Consider the following 24687-nt stretch of genomic DNA (forward strand, 5'->3'; position numbering starts at 1 on the left):
GAGGAAGAAACATCATGGAAGACAGCAAGGGCCGCCTGAAAAGCTGCGGACTGAAAAACACCCGGCAGCGCCGGGAGATCATCGGGATTCTGGAGCAAAGCGGCCGGCCTGTTTCGGCAGAAGGTATTTTTTTCGGGCTGCGGGAGCAGGGGGAAACCGTCAGTCTTTCCACCGTCTACCGCGTTCTGGAGCTTCTGATTGAAAAAAAAGCCGTTCGCCGGCTGAGCACGGTGGAAGAGTGCGGCGCCCTGTTTGAGCTGGACGACAAGCACCGCCACTATCTGGTCTGCCTTGGCTGCCACAGGATGTTCCCGCTGGACGACTGCCCGCTGAAATCCTACGAAAAGGAACTGACCGACAAAACCGGTTTTGACGTGACCGGACACAGCCTTGAAATTTACGGCTACTGCCGGGACTGCCGCGGCAAACGGAAAGGCTGAAACTCTTTTCCCTCCCGTTCTATTGACAAATCCCCGTATAGATATTAGTATATATAGTATTCGCAGTAAAGCAATAAACTATATATTGCCCTGTCTGAAGGGGAATGCGGGAGGAATGTTCATGCTGACACATATTATCAAAAGGGACAGGACCAAAGCGCTGTTTAAAAAGGAAAAAATCGTGTGGGCGATTTTTAAGGCCGCGACCGCGGTCGGGGGAGACGATTTCGCCACTTCGGAACATCTGGCGGATCAGGTTGTTTCCATCGCTTCGCAAAAATACCCGGAGGGCGTAGCAGACGTTGAGGGAATTCAGGACATCGTCGAAAAGGTCCTGATTGAAAACGGACACGCAAAAACAGCCAAGGCTTATATTCTGTACCGCGAGAAAAGACGCTCCGCGCGCGAATCCAACGCGCTGATCGGCGCGACGATCAATATGTTCGGCGAATATCTGAACGACAGCGACTGGAAAATCAACGAGAACGCCAACACGCAGAAATCAATCAACGGACTGAACAATTATGTCCGCGAAGCGTTTACCAAAAACTACTGGCTGCATGAGATTTATCCGCAGGAAATCCGCGACGCGCATCTGTCGGGAGACATTCACATTCACGACCTCGGATTCTTCGGCCCGTACTGCGCGGGCTGGGACCTGCGGCAGATTCTTCAGGGCGGATTCGGCGGCGTGTCCGGCAAGGTGGAATCCAAACCGCCGAAGCACCTGCGTTCTTTTCTGGGGCAAATTGTCAATTCCACGTTCACGACCCAGGGCGAGACCGCCGGAGCACAGGCCTGGTCGTCGTTCGACACCTACTGCGCGCCGTTCGTCCGTTACGATCACATGGATTATCAAGCGGTCAAGCAAGCGCTTCAGGAGTTTATATTCAATCTGAACGTACCGACCCGCGTCGGTTTTCAGTGCCCGTTTTCAAATCTGACGTTCGATATTGTCGTCCCCCGCACGCTGCGCGACCAGAACGTAACGGTCGGCGGAGCCGTGATGCCGGAAAAATACGGTGATTTTCAGAAAGAAATGGACATCATCAACCTCGCGTTCTGCGACGTGATGATGGAGGGCGACAGCAAGGGACGCGTGTTCACCTTCCCGATTCCGACCATCAACGTCACAAAGGATTTTCAGTGGGACAGCCCCGTCGTCAACCGTTTTATGGAAATCACCTGCAAATACGGAATTCCCTACTTCTCCAACTATATCAACTCCGACCTCTCCCCCGAAGACGCGCTTTCCATGTGCTGCCGCCTGAGGATCGACAAAAGCGAGCTGCGCAAGCGCGGGGGCGGCCTGTTCGGCTCCAATCCGCTGACCGGGTCCATCGGCGTTGTAACCGTCAATCTGCCGCGCATCGCCTACGTTTCCAAAACGGAGTCCGAATTCCGCATGCGCCTTTGGAAAGAAATGACCATCGCCAAGGAAAGCCTCGAAATCAAGAGAAAGGTCATTGAGGAGCAGACCGAGCGCGGACTGTATCCGTACGCCCGCAATTATCTGAAAGACGTCAAGGCAAAGACCGGGGATTACTGGTACAATCATTTCAACACGATCGGCCTGATCGGAATGAACGAAGCCTGCATGAATCTGTTCGGCCAGGACTGTGACCTGACAACGGAAGCAGGGCAGAAATTTGCAGTCGACACGCTCAACTACATGCGCGACTTCATTCTGAACCTTCAGGAAGAAACCGGCCACTATTACAATCTGGAAGCGACGCCCGCGGAGGGCGCCAGTTACAGCCTTGCCAGACTGGATAAGGCCCGCTATCCCGACATCATCACCGCGGGGGAACAGGAGCCTTACTATACGAATTCGACCCAGCTGCCCGTCGGGTACACGGACGATATTTTTGAAACGCTTGATCTTCAGGATGAGCTGCAGTCTCTTTATACCGGCGGAACGGTTCTGCATTTCTATCTGGGTGAGGAAATTCACGACACCGAGGCCGCCAAGCGCCTGATCCGTAAGATTTTCACCAACTACAAGCTCCCTTATATCTCTCTGACCCCGACTTTCTCCATCTGCAGCGACCACGGCTATATCGCCGGCGAACATTTCACCTGCCCCCATTGCGGAAAGCCCGCCGAAGTGTGGAGCCGTGTCGTCGGGTACCTGCGTCCGGTCCAGAACTTTAACCGCGGCAAACAGGAAGAATACCGCGAACGCAAAAAATTTGTGATCAAGGAACAGGCCATATGATTTTCGCGGGGATCCAGAAAAGCTCTCTTGTCGACTATCCGGGCCTTGTTTCCTGCGTGCTGTTCGTTCCCGGCTGTAATTACGACTGTTTTTACTGCCACAACCGTTCCCTGCTTACCGGCCCGCATGAAATTCTCGACCCGAACGCCGTCCTTGCGTTTTTGAAAAAGCGGACGGGTCTGCTCGACGCCGTGGTCGTAACCGGAGGGGAGCCGACCCTGCAGCCCGATCTGACCGGGACTTTACTGGAATTTAAGTCCCTTGGCTACCGGGTCAAGCTGGATACGAACGGCTCGAATCCAGAAGCGGTTTCCGAGGTACTGAAAAGCGGCGCGTGCAGCTACTTCGCGGTGGATTACAAGGCTCCGTCCGCGCGCTATGAGGAAATTTGCGGCACCGGAACCGACGCCGCGGCCGTGCGGGAAACCGTGGAGCTTCTCTTAGGCAGCGGGGCGCCGTTCGAGGTTCGCACAACCGTTATTCCTCAGCTTTTGGAATCCGACCTGATGCAAATGGCCGCAGAGCTTCCCGCCGTCCCCCGGTGGACGCTGAACCGCTACCGAAAACCGTCGCCGTACAAGCCCTGCGACGAGGAACGGATTTGCTCCGTGCCGTGGACACAGGAACAGATCGCCGGCTTTGCCCGCAAAATGGCTTCCGTGCAGCCGAACATGAACCTGGCAAAATAAAATGAGCCGCCTTTTCCTCACAGAAAAGGCGGCTCGCTTTATTCTTCCGGTTCAAATTCCCGGTACAGCAGGCTTGGCTGAATCCCGCTGTTGTTCTGGTATTTGCCGCTTTGGTACGGGTCGTAGTCCCCCTCGATCGTGTGGTAATAAATCTGGCAGATTTCAACCCCCGGATAGATCACGATCGGCTGCGTACAGAACATCTCAAGCGTCCAGTATCCGGAAAAGCCCACGTCGCCGAATCCCGCGGTGATATGGATAAACAAACCCAGCCGCCCGACGGAGGAACGCCCTTCCAGCATAGGCACCAGGCGCTCGGTGCGCGTATATTCCGCCGTTCTTCCCAGATACAGCCGCCCGGGCTCCAGCCGGAGGCCGGACTCGGGAATCAGAATTTTCTGAACCGGATTCGGCTTTTTCATATCCAGAACGGCTTTCTCATAAACGAGCAGTTCATTGTACAAAGACAGATTATAGCTGTTCGGATTGATTTTTTTCTCATCAAAGGGCTCAATGACGATATCGCCGCCCATGCGGCGGAGAATTTCCCTGCCCGACAGGATCATAGCTTGCTTCCTTTCCCATATAAAGGACAAATCTTCATGACCGGACCCTGATACAAAAATACGATAAATGCGGTCGCCCGCATTTATCGTACATAATTCACTTTCCGACCGAATTACAAGAAACAGTACCGGCGCATCGGCTCCGGCCTTCATGTATTCTCAGGTTCAGGCTTCTTCTTTCATCTTCGCAAAGCATTCGCTGCAGTAAACCGGACGACCCTCCGTCGGCTGGAACGGAACCTTGCACGGAGCTCCGCACGCTGCGCAAACAGCGTCGAACATCTCTCTCTGCGGTTTCTGGCTCATCCTGCGGGCTTTCCGGCATTCAGGGCACCTTTTCGGTTCATTGGTAAACCCTTTCGCAGAGTAAAATTCCTGCTCGCCGGCAGTCCAGACAAACTCCTTCCCGCACTCCTGACAGACTAACGTTTTGTCCTCAAACATATTTTTTACCTCACTTGTGATAATTTTTTGCCCTGGGACGGAGTTGAACCGACAACCTTTGGAATTTACCAAATGCTCTTGCGTTAAGCTACTGGGGCATCTATAACGAGTGTGATTTCTCACCTCTACGCAACATAGATTATACCAGAATGATAAAATTGTCAAGCGTTATTTTTGAATAAGTGAAAAATATTTAAAATACTTTCTAGTTAGTCATGAAATATCCGTTTTTTTTCAGATATATTGACGATTAAGAGAGAAACACGATTCTTTCCGGGAGTAAAAGGACCATGCCCGCGTTTGACAAAAAAGGAAAAAGAGACCGGCGGAAAATTCCGCCGGTCCGGCATATTCTGACCGCTGTAAAAATCACTTGTAAAAATAACGACTTTAAAGGCGCGGAATCCGTAACCGTGACTCGCATGCTTGGTCATCTCCGGTATCGGGAAACGTGTCATAAGTTGGTTTTTGAACCGCAGCAGATATTCCGCTTTTGCTTTTTTTACTCTGCTTTTTTCAGGCAATCGGGACAAACGCCCCGAAGCAGAATATCCGTCGAATCAATTCGCAGACGGTATTTTCGTTCCGCCTGTTCAATCCGGTCCGCGCCGATATAGTCGTCCGGTATATCAATCACGGACCCGCATTTTGAGCAGACAAAATGGGTGTGTGGTTTCACGTTCCCGTCATATCTCTCCTGACCGTTGACCACACCGACGCTGATAATAGTGCCGTCCTGTTTAAACTGCGCCAGATTCCGGTAAACCGTGCCGAGGCTCAAATCGGGATATTCCGGTTTCAGCTTTTCGTAAACCCAGTCCGCTGTGGGATGGCTTGTCGTGGAACGTACGGCGTTCAAAATCGCCTCCCGTTTCCGACTGTAGTTTCGTCGTTTCTCCATAGGTCACCTCTGATATAATTGACAAAAACAATAATTCCTACTGTTTTTAGTTTAGCACTTCTCACATCGTTTGTAAAGGGTTTCTCAAAATTTTTTAATCGATCTTTCAGTCAAATCAAAATAATGGTATAATTATGTGCGAAATGAAGCATAAGAAAGGACTTGTTATGAAGAAGGACTCCGCAAGGGAATTTGCCCTGATTACGCTGAGCACACTCGTCATATCGGCTGGCATCTACTTTTTTAAATTTCCGAATAATTTTACATTCGGCGGTGTGTCGGGTCTTTCCGTGGTTTTGGGATATGTGACCCCGCTTTCGCCCGCGAGTGTCAACTTTGTTTTGAACGCCCTGCTGGTTGTCTGCGGGTTCATTTTTCTGGGACGGAGCTTCGGAGTCAAAACGGTTTACGCAAGCTTTTTGCTTTCCGGCACCGTCTGGGTACTGGAGCGGCTGGTTCCGATGAAACGGCCGCTGACCGATGATCCGATGCTGGAGCTTGTTTTCGCGGTGCTTTTGCCCGCCTTCGGTTCCGCCCTGCTGTTTCACTCCGGCGCTTCCTCCGGCGGCACTGACATCGTCGCGATGATTTTGAAAAAATACACGAGCGTCGATATCGGCCGGGCGCTGTTTTTCAGCGACCTTTTGATTACTCTTTCTTCTTTTCTTGTTTTCAGCATCAAAACGGCACTGTTCTCTTTTCTGGGGCTTCTTGCAAAATCGCTGATCGTCGACAGCGTGATTGAGAACATCAACCTGAATAAATATTTTAATGTGATCTGCTCCGAACCGGAGCAGATCCTTGAGTATATCGTCAAAAAGCTGAACCGCAGCGCGACGGTATGCGACGCGGTCGGCGCCTACTCCCACCATCACAAATATATCATTTTCACGGTGATGAACCGCTCTCAGGCGGCACAGCTGCGCCGGTATATCCGCTCGGTGGAACCGGAGGCGTTCCTTCTCATCTGCAACACCAGTGAAATCATCGGCAGGGGCTTTCACAGCGAATAAGAGCAATAGGGCCGGGCGGCAAACTGCCGCCCGGCCTTACTTTTAACGGAACGCCGCTTATTTGTGGAAAACTCTCGCAACCATCGCGATCTCTTCGCGGTCCGGAACCAGCAGCCGGTAAAACTGCGTGTGGGAAAACCGGCAGAAAATTACGATGCAGGAAACGGACTGCGCCGTCATCGAAATCGACGTAGCCAGAGCGATTCCGTTCGTGCCCATCAGCGGAAGAAGAATCAGGCTGGAAATAATATTTATAACAATTCCAAGCGCGGTAGGGATAATATTCAGCTCCGGATGCCCATAACCCGCAATGGAGTTTCCAAGGACCTTGGAATAGGAATAAAAAACGGAACCGATCATCAGATAGGGCAGCGGACCCAGCGTCCCCACATACATCGGAAACACAATCGGTACCAGAAAACGTGCGACCCAATAAAGTGCAACGGCACCAAGCGTCGTGATGTAGGTAACCACCTTGGAGGAAAGCAAAGTAAGACGGACTTTGTCCTTCATCTGCGTCATTCCTGAGATTCTGCTCAGGATAACCTGACTGACGGCATCCGGCAAAATCCAGACCTGCCGCATCATCGTGACCGCCAAATTATAGATGCTGAAATTGGCAATACTGGAAACCCATTGGACGATATATCCGCCCAGATATGAGTTCAGGTAGGTCATCACGTTGCTCACGTGAGCCTTCAGACTGTACCCAATCATGCTCCCAACACCGACGGGCAGGTCATTTTCCGGCGCGGGTTCCTGCATCGGGCCGTTCCAGCGCACGACCCCCCAGAGCGCAAGAAGCAGAGTCACAAGCGAAACGGCTATCGCGCCCCAGACCCAGAAAAACACATTCGGGCGCAAAAAGACCGCGACTGCCAGCGCAGCCATCAGGATTCGCTGGACAAGGTTGACCAAATTATATGATTTAAACTTGTTTTCACCGCGAAGGATTGACGTGCAGATGTTAAACAGAAAAGAGAGGACACTGTAAATAACGATCGCAACCAAAAACTGCCCCGGCGTCGAAGTGAAAAAAGAACTGCCGCGCAGAAAAAACAGGGTAGCGGCTCCCAGGATGATAATTGCCGCCGCAATGCTTATGCTCAGTCTCCCGATCGCGTGTCTGGTGTTTCGGATCGAGTTTCGGGCGACGTAATAGATAACGGCGGATGTGACGCTGAGGCCGAGGATTGTGAAGAACCCTTCGCCCCACTGCTGCATCTGTGTGAAATATCCCCTGATTTCGGGTTCCACGCGGTTCAGGACGATGAGCTGCGAGAACAGGGTTATGACGGAACCGAACAAATTGGTCCCGAACGTGTTTACCGAATCGCGCACCACTGCGCTTTGTATCTTTTTTTCTCTTTTTTGTTTCATCGCAAATAACGACTCCGTCCTGCCAGTTTTTTGGAACGGAGTCATTATAGCATTATCTCAGCAGAATCACAACCGAATTTTCACCGGCTGCCGCGCGCTTCCGGAAAACTGCGCGCCAAGGCTCTGCGAACGGCAAAGTACAGGGGCACCGCGATGATGTCCGCAAACACCGCGTTGGTGGCGGTCGCTCCCAGTTTCGACAGCAAGACCATCTGAACCGTCTGCGCCGCGTCGCCAAAAACCAACTCTTTCACCGCCGAGTAGGCCAGATACAGAACGCTGTAAGAAACCGAGCCGGCCACGGCCCCGACAATGACGCGGGACAGCTTTTTGCCGCGGCCGTCCCCGCCCCAGGCGATCAGGCCGCAGATCCAGGCCATCGCGAATTTGGTCACAAGCGTGACCGGCGCGCTGGACGCCCACCCGTTCGTAATGTCAAACAGAAAGGAACCTACCCCCGCGGCCAGTCCTCCGTAAACCGGGCCGAGCAGCAGCCCGGAAAGAATACAGAACACGTTGGCAAGCCCGATCATCGTTTTGTCTCCGCCGACGGGAATCTGAACCTTAAAAAATACCGTCGCGACAAAGACAAGCGCACCCATAAGCCCCGCCAGCGCGAGATTGACGGTTTGATTTTTACTTCTCATATCGCATTCCCTCCTGTTTTTCTCAAGCTAATGCTGCTTTACCATCACGGCCAAGCGGCTTTTCAGCTTCATCCGGTCGAACGCGCGGCCAACCAGAATGTAAATAACCGCGCTTGCTGCCGCCTGAATCAGGTTTCCCGGAATTTCCGCCACAGGAGCCGCAAAGCTGCCGAGCAGAATCACTTCGGTCAAATAATACCCCGCGACGCAGATTCCTCCCGCCGCCGCGCAGGCAATCAGGTTCCGCTTGGTGACAATCGATTTTGCCGCCGATGCAAAGCACAGAACCATCACCGATTTAATCAAAAGCGTGGGCAGCACGTAGACGACGCTGCCGGTCAGGCCGTCCGAAAGCGCCTCGCCGATGCCGCCCGCGGCCACCGCGTAAGGAAGAGGCAGAATGCTTGCCGCCAGGTATAGGAACGCGTCCCCCAGATGGATATATCCTCCGGTGACCGGGGTCGGAATATGAAACAGGTACGCGGTAACGACAAATATCAGCGCGGCGAACAGCGCCGTGAAGACAATCAGGCCCGTCGATGCTGTTTTTTTCATGCTTTTACCTCCAATAGGATTGATTTGCAAAAATTACGTTGGTATAATAATAGCGAATAACTGTTTCTATTGAAATATACAGTTTGAAAAAATTCTTTCAGTACAGTTGAGGGAGCTTATGACATATGATTTTCTGCAGCTGAACGGCGAATCCTCCGTTCCGCTGTATCAGCAGCTCTATTCAGCAATCCGCCGCGCGGTAGAATCGGGTTACCTGAAAGCCGGAGAGCGCCTTCCCTCCATTCGTGCGCTGGCAGAAGGACTGAACGTCAGCTGCACAACGGTGGAAAGCGCCTATCAACAGCTCTGTGTTGAGGGCTACATCCGCGCGCGCCCGCAGCGCGGATACTTTGTGCTGGACGCTCGCCGGCCGGAACCGGTCCGGGCTGTTCTGCCTTCCCCGGCGCCCCGCCCGGCCGCACCGCAGGCCGTCTATAACTTCGGCAGCGACTGCGTGGACAGCGAAAATATGGATTTGAAGCTTTGGCGGAGGCAGATTCGGGACGTGCTGAACCGACAGGAGCTCATCGCCTCTTACGGCGATCATCAGGGGGAATACGCGCTGCGTGAAGCGCTGTCCTCCTACAGCTACGGCGCGCGCGGCGTGCTTGCCTCCCCGGACCAGATTGTCATCGGCGCCGGAACGCAGCCGCTGTTGTCTATCCTATGCGGCCTTTTAAACGGCGGCGAAACGACCGTGGCCATGGAAGAACCCGGCTTTCGGCAGGCGGAACAGATTTTCTCCGACTGCGGCTTTAAAGTTCTGAAACTGCCCGGGGACAAGGACGGGCCAAGGATGGACGCGCTTGCGGCTAGCGGCGCAAGGCTCCTGTTCGTCGGGCCGTCCAACCGGGTCCGCACCGGAACGAGCCTGCCGATCAGCCGCCGGATGGAGCTGCTTCGGTGGGCGTGGGGAAACGGCGGAATTATCATTGAGGACGACCACAACGGCGAGCTCCGCTACCGCGCGCGGCCGATTCCCGCCCTTCAGGGAATGGGCGCCGGACGAAGCGTTGTTTACATCGGTTCGTTTTCCAAACTGCTTCTGCCGTCGGTCCGCATCGGGTACATGGCGCTGACGGCGGATTTGCTGGAGCGTTACCGCCGGAGAGCCGGAAACTACAATCAGACGGCTTCCAAAATCGAACAGCTCGCGCTCGCCAACTATATGAAAAGCGGACAGATGGAACGCCACCTTCGGCGGCTGCGCAAGCTCTACGGTTCCAAATGCGATCTTCTGTCGCACGAATTGAAATCGGCGTTCGGCGGCCGTGTGGAAATTCTGCTTCAGGAGACGCCGCTGAGCATGATCCTGACCGTACACGCGGACACCGACGCGGAAACCCTGCGCGATTTGGCTCTCCGGCAAGGGGTACGCATCGGAACCACCTCTGGGGGCGAAAAAGTCCTGCTCGGATTCGCCGGGATTCCGTCGGAACAGATCAAAAACGCGGTCCAATGCCTGAAAACGGCCTGGAAAGACGTTTTATCATAAAAAGGAGACGAAAACAACATGAAAGCTTTTGAAAGACTGATTCACTACACGTCGTTTGACACCATGTCCAGCGAGGACAGCGAAAGCTGCCCCAGCACGCCGGGGCAGCTCGTTCTTGCGGACGCGCTGGCGGAAGAAATGAAGTCGCTCGGCTTCTCGGACGTCCGCCGGGATGATTCCGGTTATGTCTACGGCACGCTGCCCGCAAACTGTGAGACGGCCGCGCCGGTCATTGGCCTGATCGCCCACATGGACACCTCCGAGGCCGCGCCGGGCGCGGGAATCAAGCCGAGAATCGTGAAAAATTACGGCGGCGGCGACATTGTTCTGAATCGGGAGAAAAACATTGTGATGCGCGCGCAGGATTACCGGAACCTCTCGGATTACGTCGGGGACGACCTGATCGTGACCGACGGCACCACCCTGCTCGGCGCGGACGACAAGGCCGGCGTAGCGGAAATTCTGACCGCTGTGGAAGAACTGAACAAGAATCATACGCCGCACGGAGCAATCGCCGTCGCCTTTACCCCGGATGAGGAAATCGGGCGCGGCGCGGACCACTTCGACGTCGAGGGCTTCGGCGCCGATTTTGCCTATACGGTGGACGGCGGTACGCTGGGCGAGCTGGAGTACGAAAACTTCAACGCGGCCGGAGCCGTCGTGACCGTTCACGGAGTCAGCGTTCATCCGGGCGACGCGAAAAACCGGATGCGCAGCGCCGCGCAGTTTGCCATGGAATTCCACTCCATGCTTCCGGCGGCGGAAACCCCGGAGCATACTGAAGGGTACGAGGGCTTTTACCACCTGACGCGGATTTCCGGCGACGCGGAAGAGGCCGAACTGCGCTATATTATCCGCGACCATGACCGAAATCAATTCGAGTCGAGAAAGGAAACCGTGCGCAGAATCGCGGATTATCTGAATGACAAATACGGCGTCGGAACGTTTGAGCTGTCGCTTACCGATTCCTATTATAATATGAAGCAGGAAATCGAGAAGCATCCCGAAATCATCGAACGGGCCGAACGGGCGATGAAAGAAGCCGGCGTAACCCCGCGCGCCGTTGCGATCCGCGGCGGCACGGACGGGGCCCGTCTGTCGTTTATGGGGCTGCCCTGCCCGAACCTGCCGACCGGCGGGCAGAATTTTCACGGCAGATTTGAGTTCATCCCGATCCAGGCGATGGATAAAATCGTTGAAATTCTGGTCCATCTTGTAAAAACGGATTCATAATTTTGATCCAACCCTCGGCGCGCCGGTAAGGCTGTGCCTTAAATGCTTTCTCCGGCTCCGGCCGCGCCGGACCCCTTGGGGAAAACGGGATGATTTATGTTTCGGCGTTTACCGGATTAGGCTGAGAAAATCAGGACGTTTTTTGAAATTTTCTATCGTAATCAATGCAAAAATATGATATGATAAATCAATAAAACACTAAAACATCGAAATGAACAAAGGATGGTTGCTATGGCGGTTCGTGAGATTCTTCTGTTGGGAAACAAGGCCCTGTACACCACCTGTCGGAAGGTCTCTCCGGACGAAGCCGAAAAAGCGGCGCAGGTCATCCGCGATCTGCGGGATACTCTGGACGACTTTCAGCGGCGGTACGGTTACGGACGTGCCGTCGCCGCCCCGCAGATCGGCGAGCCGTTTCGCGTCATCTGCATGAATTTCGGCAGCCGGGAGCTGACTTTTGTTAATCCGACGCTGGAATTCTCCGGGGAAAGGTTTGAGCTCTGGGACGACTGCATGAGCTTTCCCGGCCTGGAAGTTCGCCTGCTCCGTTACAAACGGTGTACCGTTAATTTTCTGGACGCGCAGTTTCGGCCTCACACTCTTGTCTGTGAAGGAGATCTTTCTGAGCTTATTCAGCACGAATACGACCATCTGGACGGGATTCTGGCCGTTCAGCGGGCGCTGGACAGCCATTCCTTCCGAATCAACCCGGAAAAGGCTCTGCTGTGCCGTGACAAGGCCGTTCATTGAATCACTTTTTGTTTCATGATATAATTGATGTTTAAAAGAATGCAGTTAAAGGGGATAAACGGAAAATGAACCTAGTCAACCAGTACCGCACGCATTTTTGCGGCGAAGTCAGCGAACAGGAAATCGGAAAAGAAGTCCGCGTTGCGGGATGGGTCGAAAATATCCGGGACCACGGCGGAATCAAATTCCTGGATATCAGGGATCATTCCGGCGTGGTCCAGATCGTCGTTTACGATGACGCCCTCTTAAATGAAGTCAGCCGCGAATGCAGCCTGACCGCGTCCGGCACTGTCGTTCTGCGCGACGAGGAAACCGTCAATCCCAAAATTCCGACCGGAACGGTCGAGGTAAAGGTGAGCGAACTCACCGTGCTCGGCAAGGTTCTGGAAAGCCTTCCGTTCGAGGTTCCCCTCTCCCGGGAAACCAAGGAGGACGTCCGCCTGAAATATCGTTTTCTCGACCTGCGCAACCCGAAGGTCCACGAGAATATCGTGCTGCGGTCAAAGGTTATCTCGTTTCTGCGGAGGAAAATGACCGACCTCGGTTTTCTGGAAATTCAGACGCCGATCCTTTCCGCTTCTTCTCCGGAAGGCGCGCGGGACTATCTGATTCCCAGCCGTCGGCACCCCGGCAAGTTTTACGCGTTGCCGCAGGCTCCCCAGCTGTTTAAACAGCTTCTGATGGTCTCCGGCTTCGACCGTTATTTCCAGATCGCGCCGTGCTTCCGGGACGAAGACGCGCGCGCCGACCGCTCGCCGGGTGAATTTTACCAGCTGGATTTCGAGCTTGCGTTCGCCTCCCAGGAGGATGTGTTCAAGGTCGCCGAAGAAGTAATCGGCGAAACGTTCTCGAAATTTTCGGATAAAACCGTGACAAAGGCCCCGTTCCCGCGCATTCCCTATGCGGAGTCCATGCTGAAATACGGTTCCGACAAGCCGGACCTGCGCAATCCGCTTTTGATTCAGGATATTACCGATTTGTTTGAGGGAACAGCCTTCAAGCCGTTTCAAAATAAAATTGTTCGGGCCATCAGCGTGCAGGACTGCGGAAAACAGCCGAAGAGCTTTTTTGAAGGCATGCTGAAATTTGCCGAAAGCATCGGCATGAAGGGTCTTGGCTATATCAAAGTGGCGGAAGACGGCGTTTATCAGGGGCCGATCAACAAATATCTTCCGGACGAGAAACGCAATGAGCTGACCCGCCGCGCGGAACTGAAGCCCGGTACCGTTGTGTTCTTCATCGCCGACGAAGCCGACGCGGTCGCGGGACTGGCCGGACAGGTTCGCACGGAGCTGGGCCGCAGGCTGGGCCTCATCGACGAAAGCCGCTTCGACCTTTGCTTCATCGTCGATTTTCCGATGTTTGAACTCGACCCTGAGACCGGCGAAACGGTCTTTACGCACAACCCGTTTTCCATGCCCCAGGGCGGGATGGAAGCGCTGCTTACGAAGAAGCCGGAAGAGGTGCTCGCCTACCAGTACGACATTGTCTGCAACGGTGTGGAGCTTTCTTCCGGCGCGGTGCGCAACCATCGCGTCGATATTATGAAAAAGGCGTTTGAAATCGCGGGCTACACCGAAGAAGAGCTGGAAACCAAATTCACCTCCCTATACCACGCGTTTCAGTTCGGCGCGCCGCCGCACGCGGGCATGGCGCCCGGCGTCGACCGCATGCTGATGCTGCTGACCGGCGAAGACAATATCCGCGAGGTCATCGCGTTCCCGATGAATTCCAACGCGCAGGACGTGATGATGGGAGCGCCGAACGAAGTCACGGAGCAGCAGCTGCGGGAAGTGCATATCCGGCTGAGAAAATAATCCGGAAGGAGTCTGGAACATGGTCACCCACGAAGAAATCCTGAAGATCGCGCGTCTGGCAAAGCTTTCCGTCGCGCCGGAGGAGCTTGACAGCCTGACCAAAGACATGAACAGCATCATCGAATTCGCCGACGCCGTCAATTCGGTTGCCGCAGAGGATTCCGATTTTGACAATAGTAACAGCCTTTCGAACGTATTCCGCGAGGATAAGGTTGTTCCCTCCTATGACAGGGAGGAAATTTTAAAAAACGCGCCGAATCAGGAAGACGGATATTTCCTGGTTCGCCGCCGCATGTAGGAGGGGCCCGATGGAACCATACGGAATCATCCCTAAAATCGGAAAGCTCCTGCGCTCAAAGGAAATCAGCTGCACGGAGCTGACGAAACAATATCTGCACTCCGCCGAAACGGAAAACAAGCGCCTGAACGCCTATGTGAAGCTGACGCCGGAAGCCGCGCTGAAAACCGCCGCGGAAGTGGACCGCAAGCTCGCGGCGGGAGAAGAGCTCTCTCCGCTCGCCGGCATTCCGATGACGCTGAAAGACAACATTTCCACAAACGGAATTGAAACGACCTGCTGCTCAAAAATTCTGCGGGGCTACACCCCGATTTACGACGCGACCGTCTGGGATATTTTAAAAAGGCAGGACGCCGTACTCATCGGCAAGGCAAATATGGACGAGTTCGCGATGGGTTCTTCCTGTGAGACCTCCTGCTTCGGCGGAGCAAGAAACCCGCATAATACGGAGCGCGTCGCGGGCGGCAGCAGCGGCGGCGTCGCTTCGGCCGTGGCGGGCAACCTCGCCGCGTTCGGGCTTGGCTCCGACACCGGCGGCTCGATTCGCCAGCCTGCCAGCTTCTGCGGCATTGTCGGCCTGAAGCCCACCTACGGCGCGGTTTCGCGCTACGGGCTGATCGCGTACGCCTCCAGCTTCGATCAAATTGGCCCGATCACCCGGAGTGTTGAGGACGCCGCGCTGGTGTATGACGCGATCGCAAAATACGACCCGATGGACTCCACCAGCAGCGAAAAAGCACAGCCCGCGTTCTCTTCTCTGGGAAAAGACATCAAGGGTATGAAAATCGGTGTTCCAAAAGAATACTTTGACGGCGTGCGCGAAGACGTGAAAGCCGCGCTGCAAAACGCTTTGAAGGTTTATGAATCCCTTGGGGCGGAAATCGTGGATTTTTCGATGCCGTCCATCCAATACAGCCTTCCCGTTTACTATATTCTCGCCTGCGCGGAGGCTTCCTCCAATCTGGGGCGCTACGACGGCATCCGCTACGGCGCGCGCACGGAGCATTACGCAGACCGCGACGAAATGATCTGCAAGACGCGCAGCGAAGGCTTCGGCGCGGAGGTAAAACGCCGTATCCTGCTCGGAACCTATGTTTTAAGCGCCGGGTATTACGATGCGTTTTATAAAAAAGCGCAGAATCTGCGCGGCACGCTGATCAGGGCATTCGAAGACGCGTTTGCACACTGCGACGTGATTGCCGTCCCGACCGTCCCAATGACGGCGTTTCCGCTCAATTTTACCGCTCAGGACGCGGTGGAAACATATCTGACCGATATCTGCACGGTACCGGTGAACATCGCCGGCCTGCCGGGGATCAGCGTTCCCTGCGGCTTCGGCGGCGACTCGATGCCGGTCGGGCTGCAGCTCATCGGTGCCCGTTTTTCAGAGCCGGCCCTCTTAAACGCCGCGTTCCAGTATGAACAGGCGGCGCGGAGAGACGTATTCCGTGCTGTTGAAACGGGGGTTGTGCTATGAATTACGAGCTGATCTGCGGACTTGAAACTCATGTGGAGCTTTCCACAAAGACGAAGATTTTCTGCTCCTGCTCGACGGAGTTCGGCGGAGAGCCGAACACGCACTGCTGCCCGATCTGCATCGGCCTGCCGGGCACGCTGCCCAAACTGAACAAGGCCGTCGTGGAGTACGCCGTCATGGCCGGTCTCGCGACAAACTGCGAAATCAGCCCGGTTTCCAAAATGGACCGCAAAAACTACGTCTACCCCGATTTGCCGAAAGCCTACCAGATTTCCCAGTACGACATGCCGCTGTGCAAAAGCGGCTGGGTCGGGCTTTCAAACGGCCGCCGCATCCGGCTGAACCGCATTCATATCGAAGAGGACGCGGGCAAGCTGGTGCACGACCGAGGAAACACCTTTGTCGATTACAACCGCGGCGGCGTTCCGCTGATCGAGATTGTAACGGAACCGGATTTGCGGAGCATTGAGGAAGTGCAGGAATATGTGGAAAAGCTCCAGATGATTCTGCGTTATATCGGCGTTTCCGACTGCAAAATGCAGGAGGGCTCCCTCCGCTGCGACGTCAACGTGTCCGTGCGCCCCGTTGGGCAGGAAGAATTCGGAACCCGCGCCGAAATTAAAAATATGAACTCGCTTGCGTACATGGCAAAGGCCATCGCATACGAATTCGACCGTCAGGTCGATCTGATCCAAAGCGGTGAGGAAGTGGTTCAGGAAACCCGCCGGTTCGACGAAGGCTCCGGCTGTACGGAAGGGATGCGCGGCAAAGAGGACGCGGACGACTACCGCTATTTCCGGGAGCCGGACCTTGTCGCCATTCTTGTTTCCGACGAGATGCGAAAATCGATTCAAAAGCAAATGCCGGAAGACCCGCAAAAGCGCCTGACGCGTTTTGTCTCGGATTTCGATCTTCCGGAAGCGGACGCCCGTCTTTTGATTGAACACCGCCGCATCGCCGATTACTTTGAAACTGCCGCAAAAGGCGCCAAAAACCCCCGCGCCGTTGCCAACTGCATCTTAGGGCAGATGTTTGCCCGTCTTGGCACGGAAGCGGAAAAGGAGCAATTCGAAGTTGCTGTTACTCCCGAACAGCTTCACGAGCTGATTCTGCTTCTGGATTCCGGAAAAATCCGCATGAATCTGGTCAAATCCACGCTCGAAAAGATGCTGGACACCGGCAAGCCGGCAAAGGAATTTCTCAGCGAACAGGATCTTGCCGGGATGAGCGCGGACGATTTGAAGGCCGTCTGCGAAAAAGCGGTTGCGGAAAACGAAGCCGCCGCCGCGGACTACCTCGCCGGGAAAGAAAAAGCGCTCAAGGCGATTCTCGGCTCCGTCATGAAGGCGACGCGCGGAAGGGCCAACCCGCAGGAAGCGGAAAAGCTGCTGGCGGACATTATTCGGCGTTGATAAAGATTTCACCGAACGCTTCAAGATACAAAATGAGAGACTGCCTTCATGACAGTCTCTCATTTTTTTAAAGTGCATTTATGGGTGGCTTACCGTGATAGAACCCGTTGCTTGCCCTCCATCGTTAGGCTTGCTTATCGCAAATGCTAAGCGTTCGTTAGGATCACAACCGCTACCCACTGTGGTCACATAAGCCGACGAACTCACTGAAGCAGCCAATACGGTAAAAACAGCCAGAATAGATCGCAATGCTTTCTTCATTTTTTAAAAACTCATAACATGAAATAATTCCTTGTCATTCTCTGGTATCATAGCAGGTCAAGCTTAAACAAACAAATTTTTAATTTGCTTGGCTTATGACGAACTTAACCCGCAAATTCAGCAAACCAGAAATTCTTTTCAACAGGCAAGGCAATAAATAACCAACCGGAGGCCCCACTGATAGGCACCGCCTATCCGAACATTATTATAGAAAAGCAACATGGATAAAATGAGTATAACGCCACCAACAAAAAAGCCACGTTCTTTTTCACTCTAATTCCTCCAAATCTATTTTTTAGTTTAGAATAAATCTTAAGTTTAAGATATCACCAATATCTGGAAATTTCAATCGCTTTTTTATACTAGCATTACTTTAACCGGTAAACGACTTTGGAAGATTTTATGCTTCAAACCCGGTCAATCCACTCGCCGTAGCCCTCTTTTTCCATATCCTCTTTCGGAATAAACCGGAGCGCCGCGCTGTTGATGCAGTACCGCAGGCCGCCGCGCTCCCGCGGCCCATCCGGGAACACATGCCCCAGGTGGGCGTTTCCTTTCTTACTGCGTATTTCCGTGCGAATCATCCCGTGGCTCATATCCCTGCGTTCCGTGACCAGCTCCTGAGAAAGCGGCCTTGAAAAGCTGGGCCAGCCGCAGCCGGAATCGAATTTATCCTTTGCCGTAAACAGCGGCTCTCCGGTGGTTACGTCCACATAAATGCCCGGTCGGTTCGAATCCCAGTATTCATTTTGAAACGGCGGTTCCGTCGCCGCGTTCTGCGTCACATCAAACTGCATCGGAGTCAGTTTTTCTTTCAGTGTCACCGCGTCCGGCGCGGAGAACCGCAAGGCCGGATCGGACGCCTGTGCGGCTTTCTGAATTTTCGCCGGGCTGATATGACAGTAACCGCCCGGATTTTTGTCCAGATACTCCTGATGGTACTCTTCCGCCGGATAAAAATTCGCAAGCGGCAGGACTTCGATCGCGACCGGGTTTGAAAGTGTTTTTTGAAGCCGGTCGATTTCGGAGCGAATCACCGGCAAATCCGATTCCTCCGTGTAATAAATTCCGGTACGGTATTGAATTCCGCTGTCCCCGACCTGACGATTCACCGCAGTCGGATCGATCGCGTCGAAATAAAGGCGCAGTAAAAAGCCGAGCGATACCTCCTTGGAATCATACTCCACGCGGACCGTCTCCGCGTGTCCGGAATTTCCGCATACCTGTTCGTAGGTCGGGCTTTCGGTCGGCCCGTTCGCATAGCCTGTTTCGGTTTTCGTTACCCCGTGAACGGACGAGATGTATTTCTGCATTCCCCAGAAACACCCGCCCGCCAAAAAAATTTCAGCCATTTTAGTTCCTCCGATGTCTTATTCTTCCACAATATTCTGCACACGCCCGACCTGATCGTCCTCCTCCAGCATCACCTTGATTCCATGAGGATGCGTCGGGCTTTTCGTCAGAATCCGCTTCACATGCCCGCGCGTCAGTTTTCCGGTCGGCTGGTCTTTTTTCAGTACGATATCGACCAGCGCGCCGATCTTGACATTGCTTCTCGTTTGACCGTTCATCGGTCTTACCTCCCATATTGACGCTATGATTCGTCGGTTTTTCCCTTTTTGCGCCGATGCAGCAAAAAGAGTGTCGCCGCCGTAAAAACCGGCGGCAGCGCAAAAGCAAGCGGCGCCAGCATTGCCAGCGGCGATTGCGACGTCACATAGATTGCCGTCGGCACGTCAGCCCCGCCGATCACCGCAGCCGGCCCCCGCAAAAAGTTCATTTGCCGTACCGCAGGAATTCCGGCGGCACCAAGCTCCGCCAGAGTGGCGAAACCGAAGACCGACGCCGCAAGCTGAAGCAGCCGCATGGATATTTTCTTCCGCTTTGCCTGATTCATTCTTAATTCACCTCTGGTTCTTCCTCTACTGTAATGAATTTTGAAATAGATGTCAAGGAAGACTCCGCAGACAAAACGGGACGGACGCCTTTTCGCGTCCGTCCCGCAAGGTTCAAATTGATCTAACCCATTACCGCGACCACCCGGTGCGTCTTTCCATCCGCACAGTCCGGCAGAAGATTGCCCATGATCGGCGTCCCGTCAAGCGTCATCGTCTTGATTCCCTTCTCAACGCCGTCCGGATTCCGGACCTCAATCACATACTCCGCCCCACGAAAGCGCCGGGTCACCGTAAAACCTTTGAACCAGGAGGGAACACAGGGGTCAATCTGAAGCCCGTCAAACTGCGGGCGGATTCCCAGAATAAACTGGGAAACGTCATAGAACGTCCAGGCCGCCGTACCGGTCAGCCAGGAATTTTTCGCTTCGCCGAAGCGGGGCGCGTCCCGGCCCGCGATCATCTGCGCGTACACGTACGGCTCCGTGCGATGAATCTCACTGATGTCTTCCAGATATGCCGGACAGGTTCTGCGGTACACCTCAAACGCGCGTTCTCCGTGCCCGGCCATAGTTTCCGCAATGGAAATCCACGGGTTGTTGTGGCAGAAGATCCCCCCGTTTTCCTTATATCCGGGCGGATAAGAAGAGATTTCTCCCAGATTCAGGCGGTAAGTCGTGTAAGACGGCCAGTTCAGAACAATGCCGTATTTGGTATCCAGATGCTCTTTCACCGAATCAAGCGCGCGTTCCGGCAGACCCTTTTCCATTCCGATTCCGGCCATTGCGCAGAATCCCTGCGGTTCAATAAACAGTTTTCCTTCTTCGCATTCCCTAGAGCCCACCTTGTTTCCCATCGCATCATACGCGCGCAGGTACCATTCGCCGTCCCATCCGTAACGAATCACCGCCTGCTCCATATTCTTTGCCGCTTTCAGAACGGCTTCCGCCTCCGACGCAAAACCGCCGCGGCGCAAAATCTCCGCATAAGAGGGCGCTATGTAGACAAACATTCCTGCGATAAACACGGATTCCGCCACTCCGCTTTCCATATTCTCCGCCGTCTGAAAGGATTCCCCCGGTTTTTTTGAAAAACAGTTGAGGTTCAGACAGTCGTTCCAATCGGCACGGCCGATCAGCGGCAGACCGTGGGGACCAAGATTATGAAGCACATGGCCGAACGAACGTCGGAGATGCTCCAGCAGGGAAACCGATTTTTTCTCATCATTGTCAAACGGAACCGATTCCTTCAGAACGGACCAGTCCCCCGTCTCCTTCAAATAGGCGGTAACGCCGAAAATCAGCCACAGGGGATCGTCGTTAAACCCGCTGCCAACCTCCATGTTTCCGCGTTTGGTCAGCGGCTGGTACTGGTGATAGGCGCTGCCGTCCTCCATCTGCGTGGCGGCAATATCAAGAATCCGCGCTTTGGCCCGCGACGGAATCAAATGTACAAAACCGAGAAGATCCTGTGTGGAGTCGCGGAACCCCATGCCGCGGCCGATTCCCGATTCAAAATAGGACGCCGAGCGGGACATGTTGAACGTTACCATGCATTGATACTGGTTCCAGACGCTGACCATGCGGTCCAGCTTCGGGTCTTCGCTCTGCAGACAAAAGCGTGAAAGCAGCCCCTGCCAGTAATTTTTCAGTTCGTCAAAGGCACTTTCCACCTGCCGGTCGGTACGGAAACGGTCCAGCAGCCTGCGCGCGGGTTCTTTATTGATCACTCCGGGTGCTTCCCATTTTTGATCCTCCGGGTTTTCGCAGTAGCCAAGCACAAAAATGTAGCTTTTTTCCTCGCCGGGAGCGAGCGTGACCCCAAGGCAGTGCGACCCGACCGGCGACCAGCCGCTCGCGACCGAATTGCCCGGCTTGCCGTTGAAAACGACGTCCGGACGATCAAATCCGTTATACAGGCCCAGAAAGCTTTCGCGGTCCGTGTCATAGCCCTGAATCGGCGCGTTGACGCTGAAGACGGCATAATGGTTGCGGCGCTCGCGGTACTCGGTCTTATGGTAAATGGCGCTGCCATCAATTTCCACTTCCCCGGTATTAAAATTGCGCTGGAAATTCGTCATGTCATCGTAGGCGTTCCAAGCGCAAAACTCCACAAAGGAAAACAGCTTGATTTCCTTCGCCGCGCCGCTCTGATTTTTGAGCGTTACCCTGTGGACTTCACAGTCCGCGCCGATCGGGACAAAGGAAAGCTGGCGGGCCGCAAGTTGATTTCGCTCCGATTCAATGACGGTATATCCCAGTCCGTGGCGGCAGCGGTAACGGTCCGGCTTCGCTTTCACAGGCGCCCATCCGGGGTTCCAGACATCATCCCCGTCGCGAAGGTAAAAATACCTTCCTCCCGCGTCGGTCGGAACGGAATTGTACCGGTACCGCGTCAGGCGCATCAGCCGGGCGTCTCTGTAAAAGCAATAGCCGCCGGACGTATTAGAGATCAGGGAAAAGAATTGTTCATTCCCAAGGTAATTGATCCAAGGATAGGGAGTATCCGGCCTTTCAATGACATATTCCCTTTGAACATCGTCAAAATAACCGAACTTCATAAAAATATTTCCTCATTTCCGCCAGAAATTTAGGTGAAACAGTCTTTAAACCGAAAACGTTTTCGAATTAAAGGCGTACTACTCCTTATTACTTAGCATTTTTTAGTTTAGATGTATTCCGCGCTAAAATCAAGTATATTTTATAAATTTGTCAATTCACACAAGGATTTCTTTTCTGTTTTGTAGGTAATAAAACCAAACTTTCTCTCGATGCGGCTCACTTTTTTGTTTTTTAATGGCCTGCATTGGCCCGCCGTAATTAACGAAAACATTTTCGTTAATAATATAGATTATAGAAAATAATTTAATCGTTGTCCACACCAAAAGCATATTATTTTTATCATATGGCCTTTTAAAAATTAAATTACATATTTTTTTGAAATTTAATCTTGCAAAACTGTGTATTGTAGATTATACTAAGAATGCGAAAACGATTTAGAAACAATCGGAGGAATTTCTGTGGCTAACATCAAAGACATTGCGGCAAAGTGCGGACTCTCTGTTTCAACTGTAAGCAAGGCCCTGAACAGCTACAGCGACGTCAGCAATTCCACCAAACAGCGCGTCCTGAAAGTTGCCGAAGAATTCGGCTATTTCCCGAACTCGCTCGCCCGCGCTTTAAAAACAAACCGGACGTACAACCTGGGAGTCTTATTTACGGACGAAGCCAACAGCGGTTTAACACAGGATTATTTCGCCGCTGTTTTGAACGGTTTCAAGGAAGAGGCCGAGTCCCGCTCTTACGATATCACGTTCATCAACCACAACATGAATGTCGGCAGCCATCCGATGTCCTATCTGGAGCACTGCAAATACCGGAATGTTGACGGAGTCTGCATCGCCTGCGTTAATTTTCTCCAGCCGGAAGTTCTGGAGCTGATTAACGGCAGTCTCCCGGTTGTGACGATCGACCATATTTTTAATAACCGCACCAGCATAAACTCCAATAACGTGGCTGGGATGCGGGATCTGGTAACTTACATATATCAAATGGGGCACCGAAAGATCGCATATGTCCACGGCAAGAAATCAGCCGTCACGGAACAGCGCGTCACCAGCTTCTGCAGAGCGCTGATGGAACTGGGCGTGGAGGTCCCTCCCGAATATCTTGTTCTTTCCGCCTATCGCGACACGCAAACCACCAGGGACTGCGTCAGAAAGCTTTTGGAGCTGCCGAACCGTCCGACCTGTATTGTCATGCCGGATGACTACGCCGCTTTGGGCGGCATTGAAGCGATTGAAGCAGCCGGCCTGAAAATTCCGGAGGATGTTTCCATCGCGGGATACGACGGCATCGCGCTTTCCCAGGTCATTAAGCCTCAGCTGACCACACTGCAGCAGGATACGGACAGCATGGGCCGCGAAGCCGCCAGAAGGCTGATCGCTCAGATTGAGAACCCGCTGACTACAATCGTAGAATCCGTAACCCTGACAGGTACTCTGATTCGCGGGCAGTCCGTTGCGGAAATATGATTGTTGTCCGCCCGATGAAAAATCAAACGTCTTATTACAATTCTTATAAGGAGCCAATAAAAACGACCCACTAAAGTAAGCAAAGGGGGAGTTGCAAAATGGCAGCAGAACAAGCCGCCGGCATAAAACCGGGCAAACAAATCGGCAAGATTGGCAAACCGTCAAATGCGGCTGTCGGTTTAAGGAAAAAGAGCAAAGGGGCAAGGCGGAGGGATCTTGCTTTTTACCTGATGCTCCTGCCCGGCGTTCTTATCTTAGTCATCAACAACTATCTTCCGATGATTGGGGTAGTAATCCCGTTTGAAGATTACAGATATAACGTAAACGCCGGTTTCTTTAAAAGTCTATTTACCAGCCGATTCGTCGGTTTTCAAAATTTTCAATTTTTATTCAAATCCGTCGACTGTATTACAGCAACTGTAAACACGGTGGCTTACAATCTCGTATTTATTGCGCTTGACCTGATTGTGCCGATTGCGCTCGCGATATGCATGTCCGAAATGTGGAACCAGAAAAAGGCCAACACCTATCAAACAATGATGTTCCTGCCTTATTTTATCTCATGGTCGGCAGTCAGTTACGTGGCCTACGCCTTCCTGTGCAACGCCGGTTTTATCGACAAAACCGTGCTGCCGCTGCTTGGCATGCAGAACATCGATTTTTACACAAAGCCCGGTTATTGGCCGGCGATCATCATTTTCTTTCATTTATGGCATTACACCGGATATAATCTGATTATTTATATTGCCGCAATTTCAGGGATCAGCAACGAATACTACGAGGCTGCAGCGCTGGACGGAGCTACAAAATGGCAGCAGATTCGCTATGTGACGCTGCCCATGCTCAAAACAACCGCCATCATCCTTTCGCTGCTCGCGGTGGGACGCATTTTCAACGGCGATTTCGACCTTTTCTACAACGTACCCAGAAACATTCCCCAGATTTACAGCACCACCAGTATTATAGACACATTTGTGTACAATGAGCTGATTAATCTGGGTGATATCGGAATGTCCGCCGCGGCAGGATTGTACCAGGCGACCGTTGGCTGCGTCATTGTGTTCCTGTGCAATTTCGTCGTCAGAAAAGCCGACCCGGATTCCGCATTGTTTTGACAATCGATCATGATCCGGATTTTATATTCGCTGCACCAGTGCGGCAGG

23 protein-coding genes are annotated in these 24687 nt (G+C 53.3%); 13 read left to right on the top strand and 10 right to left on the bottom strand.

Annotated features, from left to right (window positions below; all coding sequences use genetic code 11):
* Positions 1–14 precede the first annotated feature (14 nt).
* From CAFE_RS05470 to CAFE_RS05480, 3 genes are all read left to right on the top strand, one after another.
* Positions 15–440, top strand: a complete 426-nt coding sequence (locus tag CAFE_RS05470) for a Fur family transcriptional regulator (protein WP_156990028.1) — start codon at positions 15–17, stop codon at positions 438–440.
* A gap of 121 nt (positions 441–561) precedes the next feature.
* Positions 562–2658, top strand: a complete 2097-nt coding sequence (locus CAFE_RS05475) for a ribonucleoside triphosphate reductase (protein ID WP_066645251.1) — start codon at positions 562–564, stop codon at positions 2656–2658.
* The gene (locus CAFE_RS05480; RefSeq protein ID WP_156990029.1) at positions 2655–3347 is read left to right on the top strand and encodes an anaerobic ribonucleoside-triphosphate reductase activating protein; all 693 of its coding nucleotides are present in this window, start codon (positions 2655–2657) and stop codon (positions 3345–3347) included. Before CAFE_RS05475 ends, CAFE_RS05480 begins: the two co-directional genes overlap by 4 nt.
* A 38-nt stretch (positions 3348–3385) precedes the next feature.
* Here the strand turns inward: CAFE_RS05480 and dcd are convergent, their stop codons facing one another.
* The 3 genes from dcd to CAFE_RS05495 all read right to left on the bottom strand — a co-directional run bounded on the left by dcd (position 3386) and on the right by CAFE_RS05495 (position 5258).
* Positions 3386–3913 carry a dCTP deaminase gene (gene dcd, locus CAFE_RS05485; protein ID WP_156990030.1) on the bottom strand — a complete coding sequence of 176 codons (528 nt, stop codon included), beginning with the start codon at positions 3911–3913 and terminating at the stop codon, positions 3386–3388.
* A gap of 165 nt (positions 3914–4078) precedes the next feature.
* Entirely contained in the window at positions 4079–4357 is a 279-nt protein-coding gene (locus CAFE_RS05490; RefSeq protein WP_066645245.1) for a zinc-ribbon domain containing protein, read from the bottom strand.
* A gap of 502 nt (positions 4358–4859) precedes the next feature.
* A complete protein-coding gene (locus CAFE_RS05495; RefSeq protein ID WP_066645243.1) occupies positions 4860–5258 on the bottom strand; it encodes a Fur family transcriptional regulator in 399 nt (132 codons plus the stop codon).
* A gap of 167 nt (positions 5259–5425) precedes the next feature.
* Here CAFE_RS05495 and CAFE_RS05500 point away from each other — a divergent pair, with 167 nt between their 5' ends.
* The gene (locus CAFE_RS05500; RefSeq protein WP_156990031.1) at positions 5426–6271 is read left to right on the top strand and encodes a YitT family protein; all 846 of its coding nucleotides are present in this window, start codon (positions 5426–5428) and stop codon (positions 6269–6271) included.
* A gap of 57 nt (positions 6272–6328) precedes the next feature.
* Here CAFE_RS05500 and CAFE_RS05505 read toward each other — a convergent pair whose 3' ends face one another.
* The 3 genes from CAFE_RS05505 to CAFE_RS05515 form a co-directional block, all read right to left on the bottom strand.
* On the bottom strand, positions 6329–7651 hold the full coding sequence (locus CAFE_RS05505; protein ID WP_166525072.1) for a lipopolysaccharide biosynthesis protein: 1323 nt from the start codon (positions 7649–7651) through the stop codon (positions 6329–6331).
* A gap of 80 nt (positions 7652–7731) precedes the next feature.
* Complete coding sequence (locus tag CAFE_RS05510; RefSeq protein WP_066645235.1) at positions 7732–8298, bottom strand: ECF transporter S component; 567 nt, start codon at positions 8296–8298, stop codon at positions 7732–7734.
* A 27-nt stretch (positions 8299–8325) separates the two neighbouring features.
* Complete coding sequence (locus CAFE_RS05515; protein ID WP_066645228.1) at positions 8326–8853, bottom strand: TIGR04002 family protein; 528 nt, start codon at positions 8851–8853, stop codon at positions 8326–8328.
* 118 nt (positions 8854–8971) lie between these two features.
* Between CAFE_RS05515 and pdxR the strand changes: the two genes are divergently transcribed.
* From pdxR to gatB, 7 genes are all read left to right on the top strand, one after another.
* Positions 8972–10348, top strand: a complete 1377-nt coding sequence (gene pdxR, locus CAFE_RS05520) for a MocR-like pyridoxine biosynthesis transcription factor PdxR (RefSeq protein WP_156990033.1) — start codon at positions 8972–8974, stop codon at positions 10346–10348.
* 18 nt (positions 10349–10366) lie between these two features.
* Positions 10367–11581 carry a peptidase T gene (gene pepT / locus CAFE_RS05525; protein WP_156990034.1) on the top strand — a complete coding sequence of 405 codons (1215 nt, stop codon included), beginning with the start codon at positions 10367–10369 and terminating at the stop codon, positions 11579–11581.
* 231 nt (positions 11582–11812) lie between these two features.
* Positions 11813–12331 carry a peptide deformylase gene (locus CAFE_RS05530; RefSeq protein ID WP_156990035.1) on the top strand — a complete coding sequence of 173 codons (519 nt, stop codon included), beginning with the start codon at positions 11813–11815 and terminating at the stop codon, positions 12329–12331.
* Between the two features lie 65 nt (positions 12332–12396).
* Positions 12397–14148: an aspartate--tRNA ligase gene (aspS, locus tag CAFE_RS05535; protein ID WP_156990036.1), complete on the top strand. Its 1752-nt coding sequence runs from the start codon at positions 12397–12399 to the stop codon at positions 14146–14148.
* A 19-nt stretch (positions 14149–14167) separates the two neighbouring features.
* A complete protein-coding gene (gatC, locus tag CAFE_RS05540) occupies positions 14168–14446 on the top strand; it encodes an Asp-tRNA(Asn)/Glu-tRNA(Gln) amidotransferase subunit GatC (RefSeq protein ID WP_066645221.1) in 279 nt (92 codons plus the stop codon).
* Between the two features lie 10 nt (positions 14447–14456).
* The gene (gene gatA / locus CAFE_RS05545) at positions 14457–15923 is read left to right on the top strand and encodes an Asp-tRNA(Asn)/Glu-tRNA(Gln) amidotransferase subunit GatA (protein ID WP_156990037.1); all 1467 of its coding nucleotides are present in this window, start codon (positions 14457–14459) and stop codon (positions 15921–15923) included.
* Positions 15920–17335 (top strand): Asp-tRNA(Asn)/Glu-tRNA(Gln) amidotransferase subunit GatB, encoded by a 1416-nt coding sequence (gene gatB / locus CAFE_RS05550; protein WP_156990038.1) that lies wholly within the window; start codon positions 15920–15922, stop codon positions 17333–17335. Before gatA ends, gatB begins: the two co-directional genes overlap by 4 nt.
* Positions 17336–18003: 668 nt before the next feature.
* Here the strand turns inward: gatB and msrB are convergent.
* The 4 genes from msrB to CAFE_RS05570 all read right to left on the bottom strand — a co-directional run bounded on the left by msrB (position 18004) and on the right by CAFE_RS05570 (position 22051).
* Positions 18004–18948, bottom strand: coding sequence for a peptide-methionine (R)-S-oxide reductase MsrB (gene msrB, locus CAFE_RS05555; RefSeq protein ID WP_156990039.1), 945 nt, complete (start codon positions 18946–18948; stop codon positions 18004–18006).
* Positions 18949–18966: 18 nt separating this feature from the next.
* Positions 18967–19167: a YwbE family protein gene (locus tag CAFE_RS05560; RefSeq protein ID WP_156990040.1), complete on the bottom strand. Its 201-nt coding sequence runs from the start codon at positions 19165–19167 to the stop codon at positions 18967–18969.
* A 23-nt stretch (positions 19168–19190) separates the two neighbouring features.
* Complete coding sequence (locus tag CAFE_RS05565; protein ID WP_156990041.1) at positions 19191–19493, bottom strand: hypothetical protein; 303 nt, start codon at positions 19491–19493, stop codon at positions 19191–19193.
* 122 nt (positions 19494–19615) lie between these two features.
* A complete protein-coding gene (locus CAFE_RS05570; protein WP_066645320.1) occupies positions 19616–22051 on the bottom strand; it encodes a GH36-type glycosyl hydrolase domain-containing protein in 2436 nt (811 codons plus the stop codon).
* 459 nt (positions 22052–22510) lie between these two features.
* Here CAFE_RS05570 and CAFE_RS05575 point away from each other — a divergent pair, with 459 nt between their 5' ends.
* Together CAFE_RS05575 and CAFE_RS05580 are read left to right on the top strand one after the other, a co-directional pair.
* Positions 22511–23524, top strand: a complete 1014-nt coding sequence (locus tag CAFE_RS05575; protein ID WP_066645319.1) for a LacI family DNA-binding transcriptional regulator — start codon at positions 22511–22513, stop codon at positions 23522–23524.
* A 98-nt stretch (positions 23525–23622) separates the two neighbouring features.
* On the top strand, positions 23623–24639 hold the full coding sequence (locus CAFE_RS05580) for an ABC transporter permease (RefSeq protein WP_207645030.1): 1017 nt from the start codon (positions 23623–23625) through the stop codon (positions 24637–24639).
* Positions 24640–24687 lie beyond the last annotated feature (48 nt).

This window comes from Caproicibacter fermentans, from assembly GCF_009746625.1.
GTDB classification, from domain to species: domain Bacteria; phylum Bacillota; class Clostridia; order Oscillospirales; family Acutalibacteraceae; genus Caproicibacter; species Caproicibacter fermentans.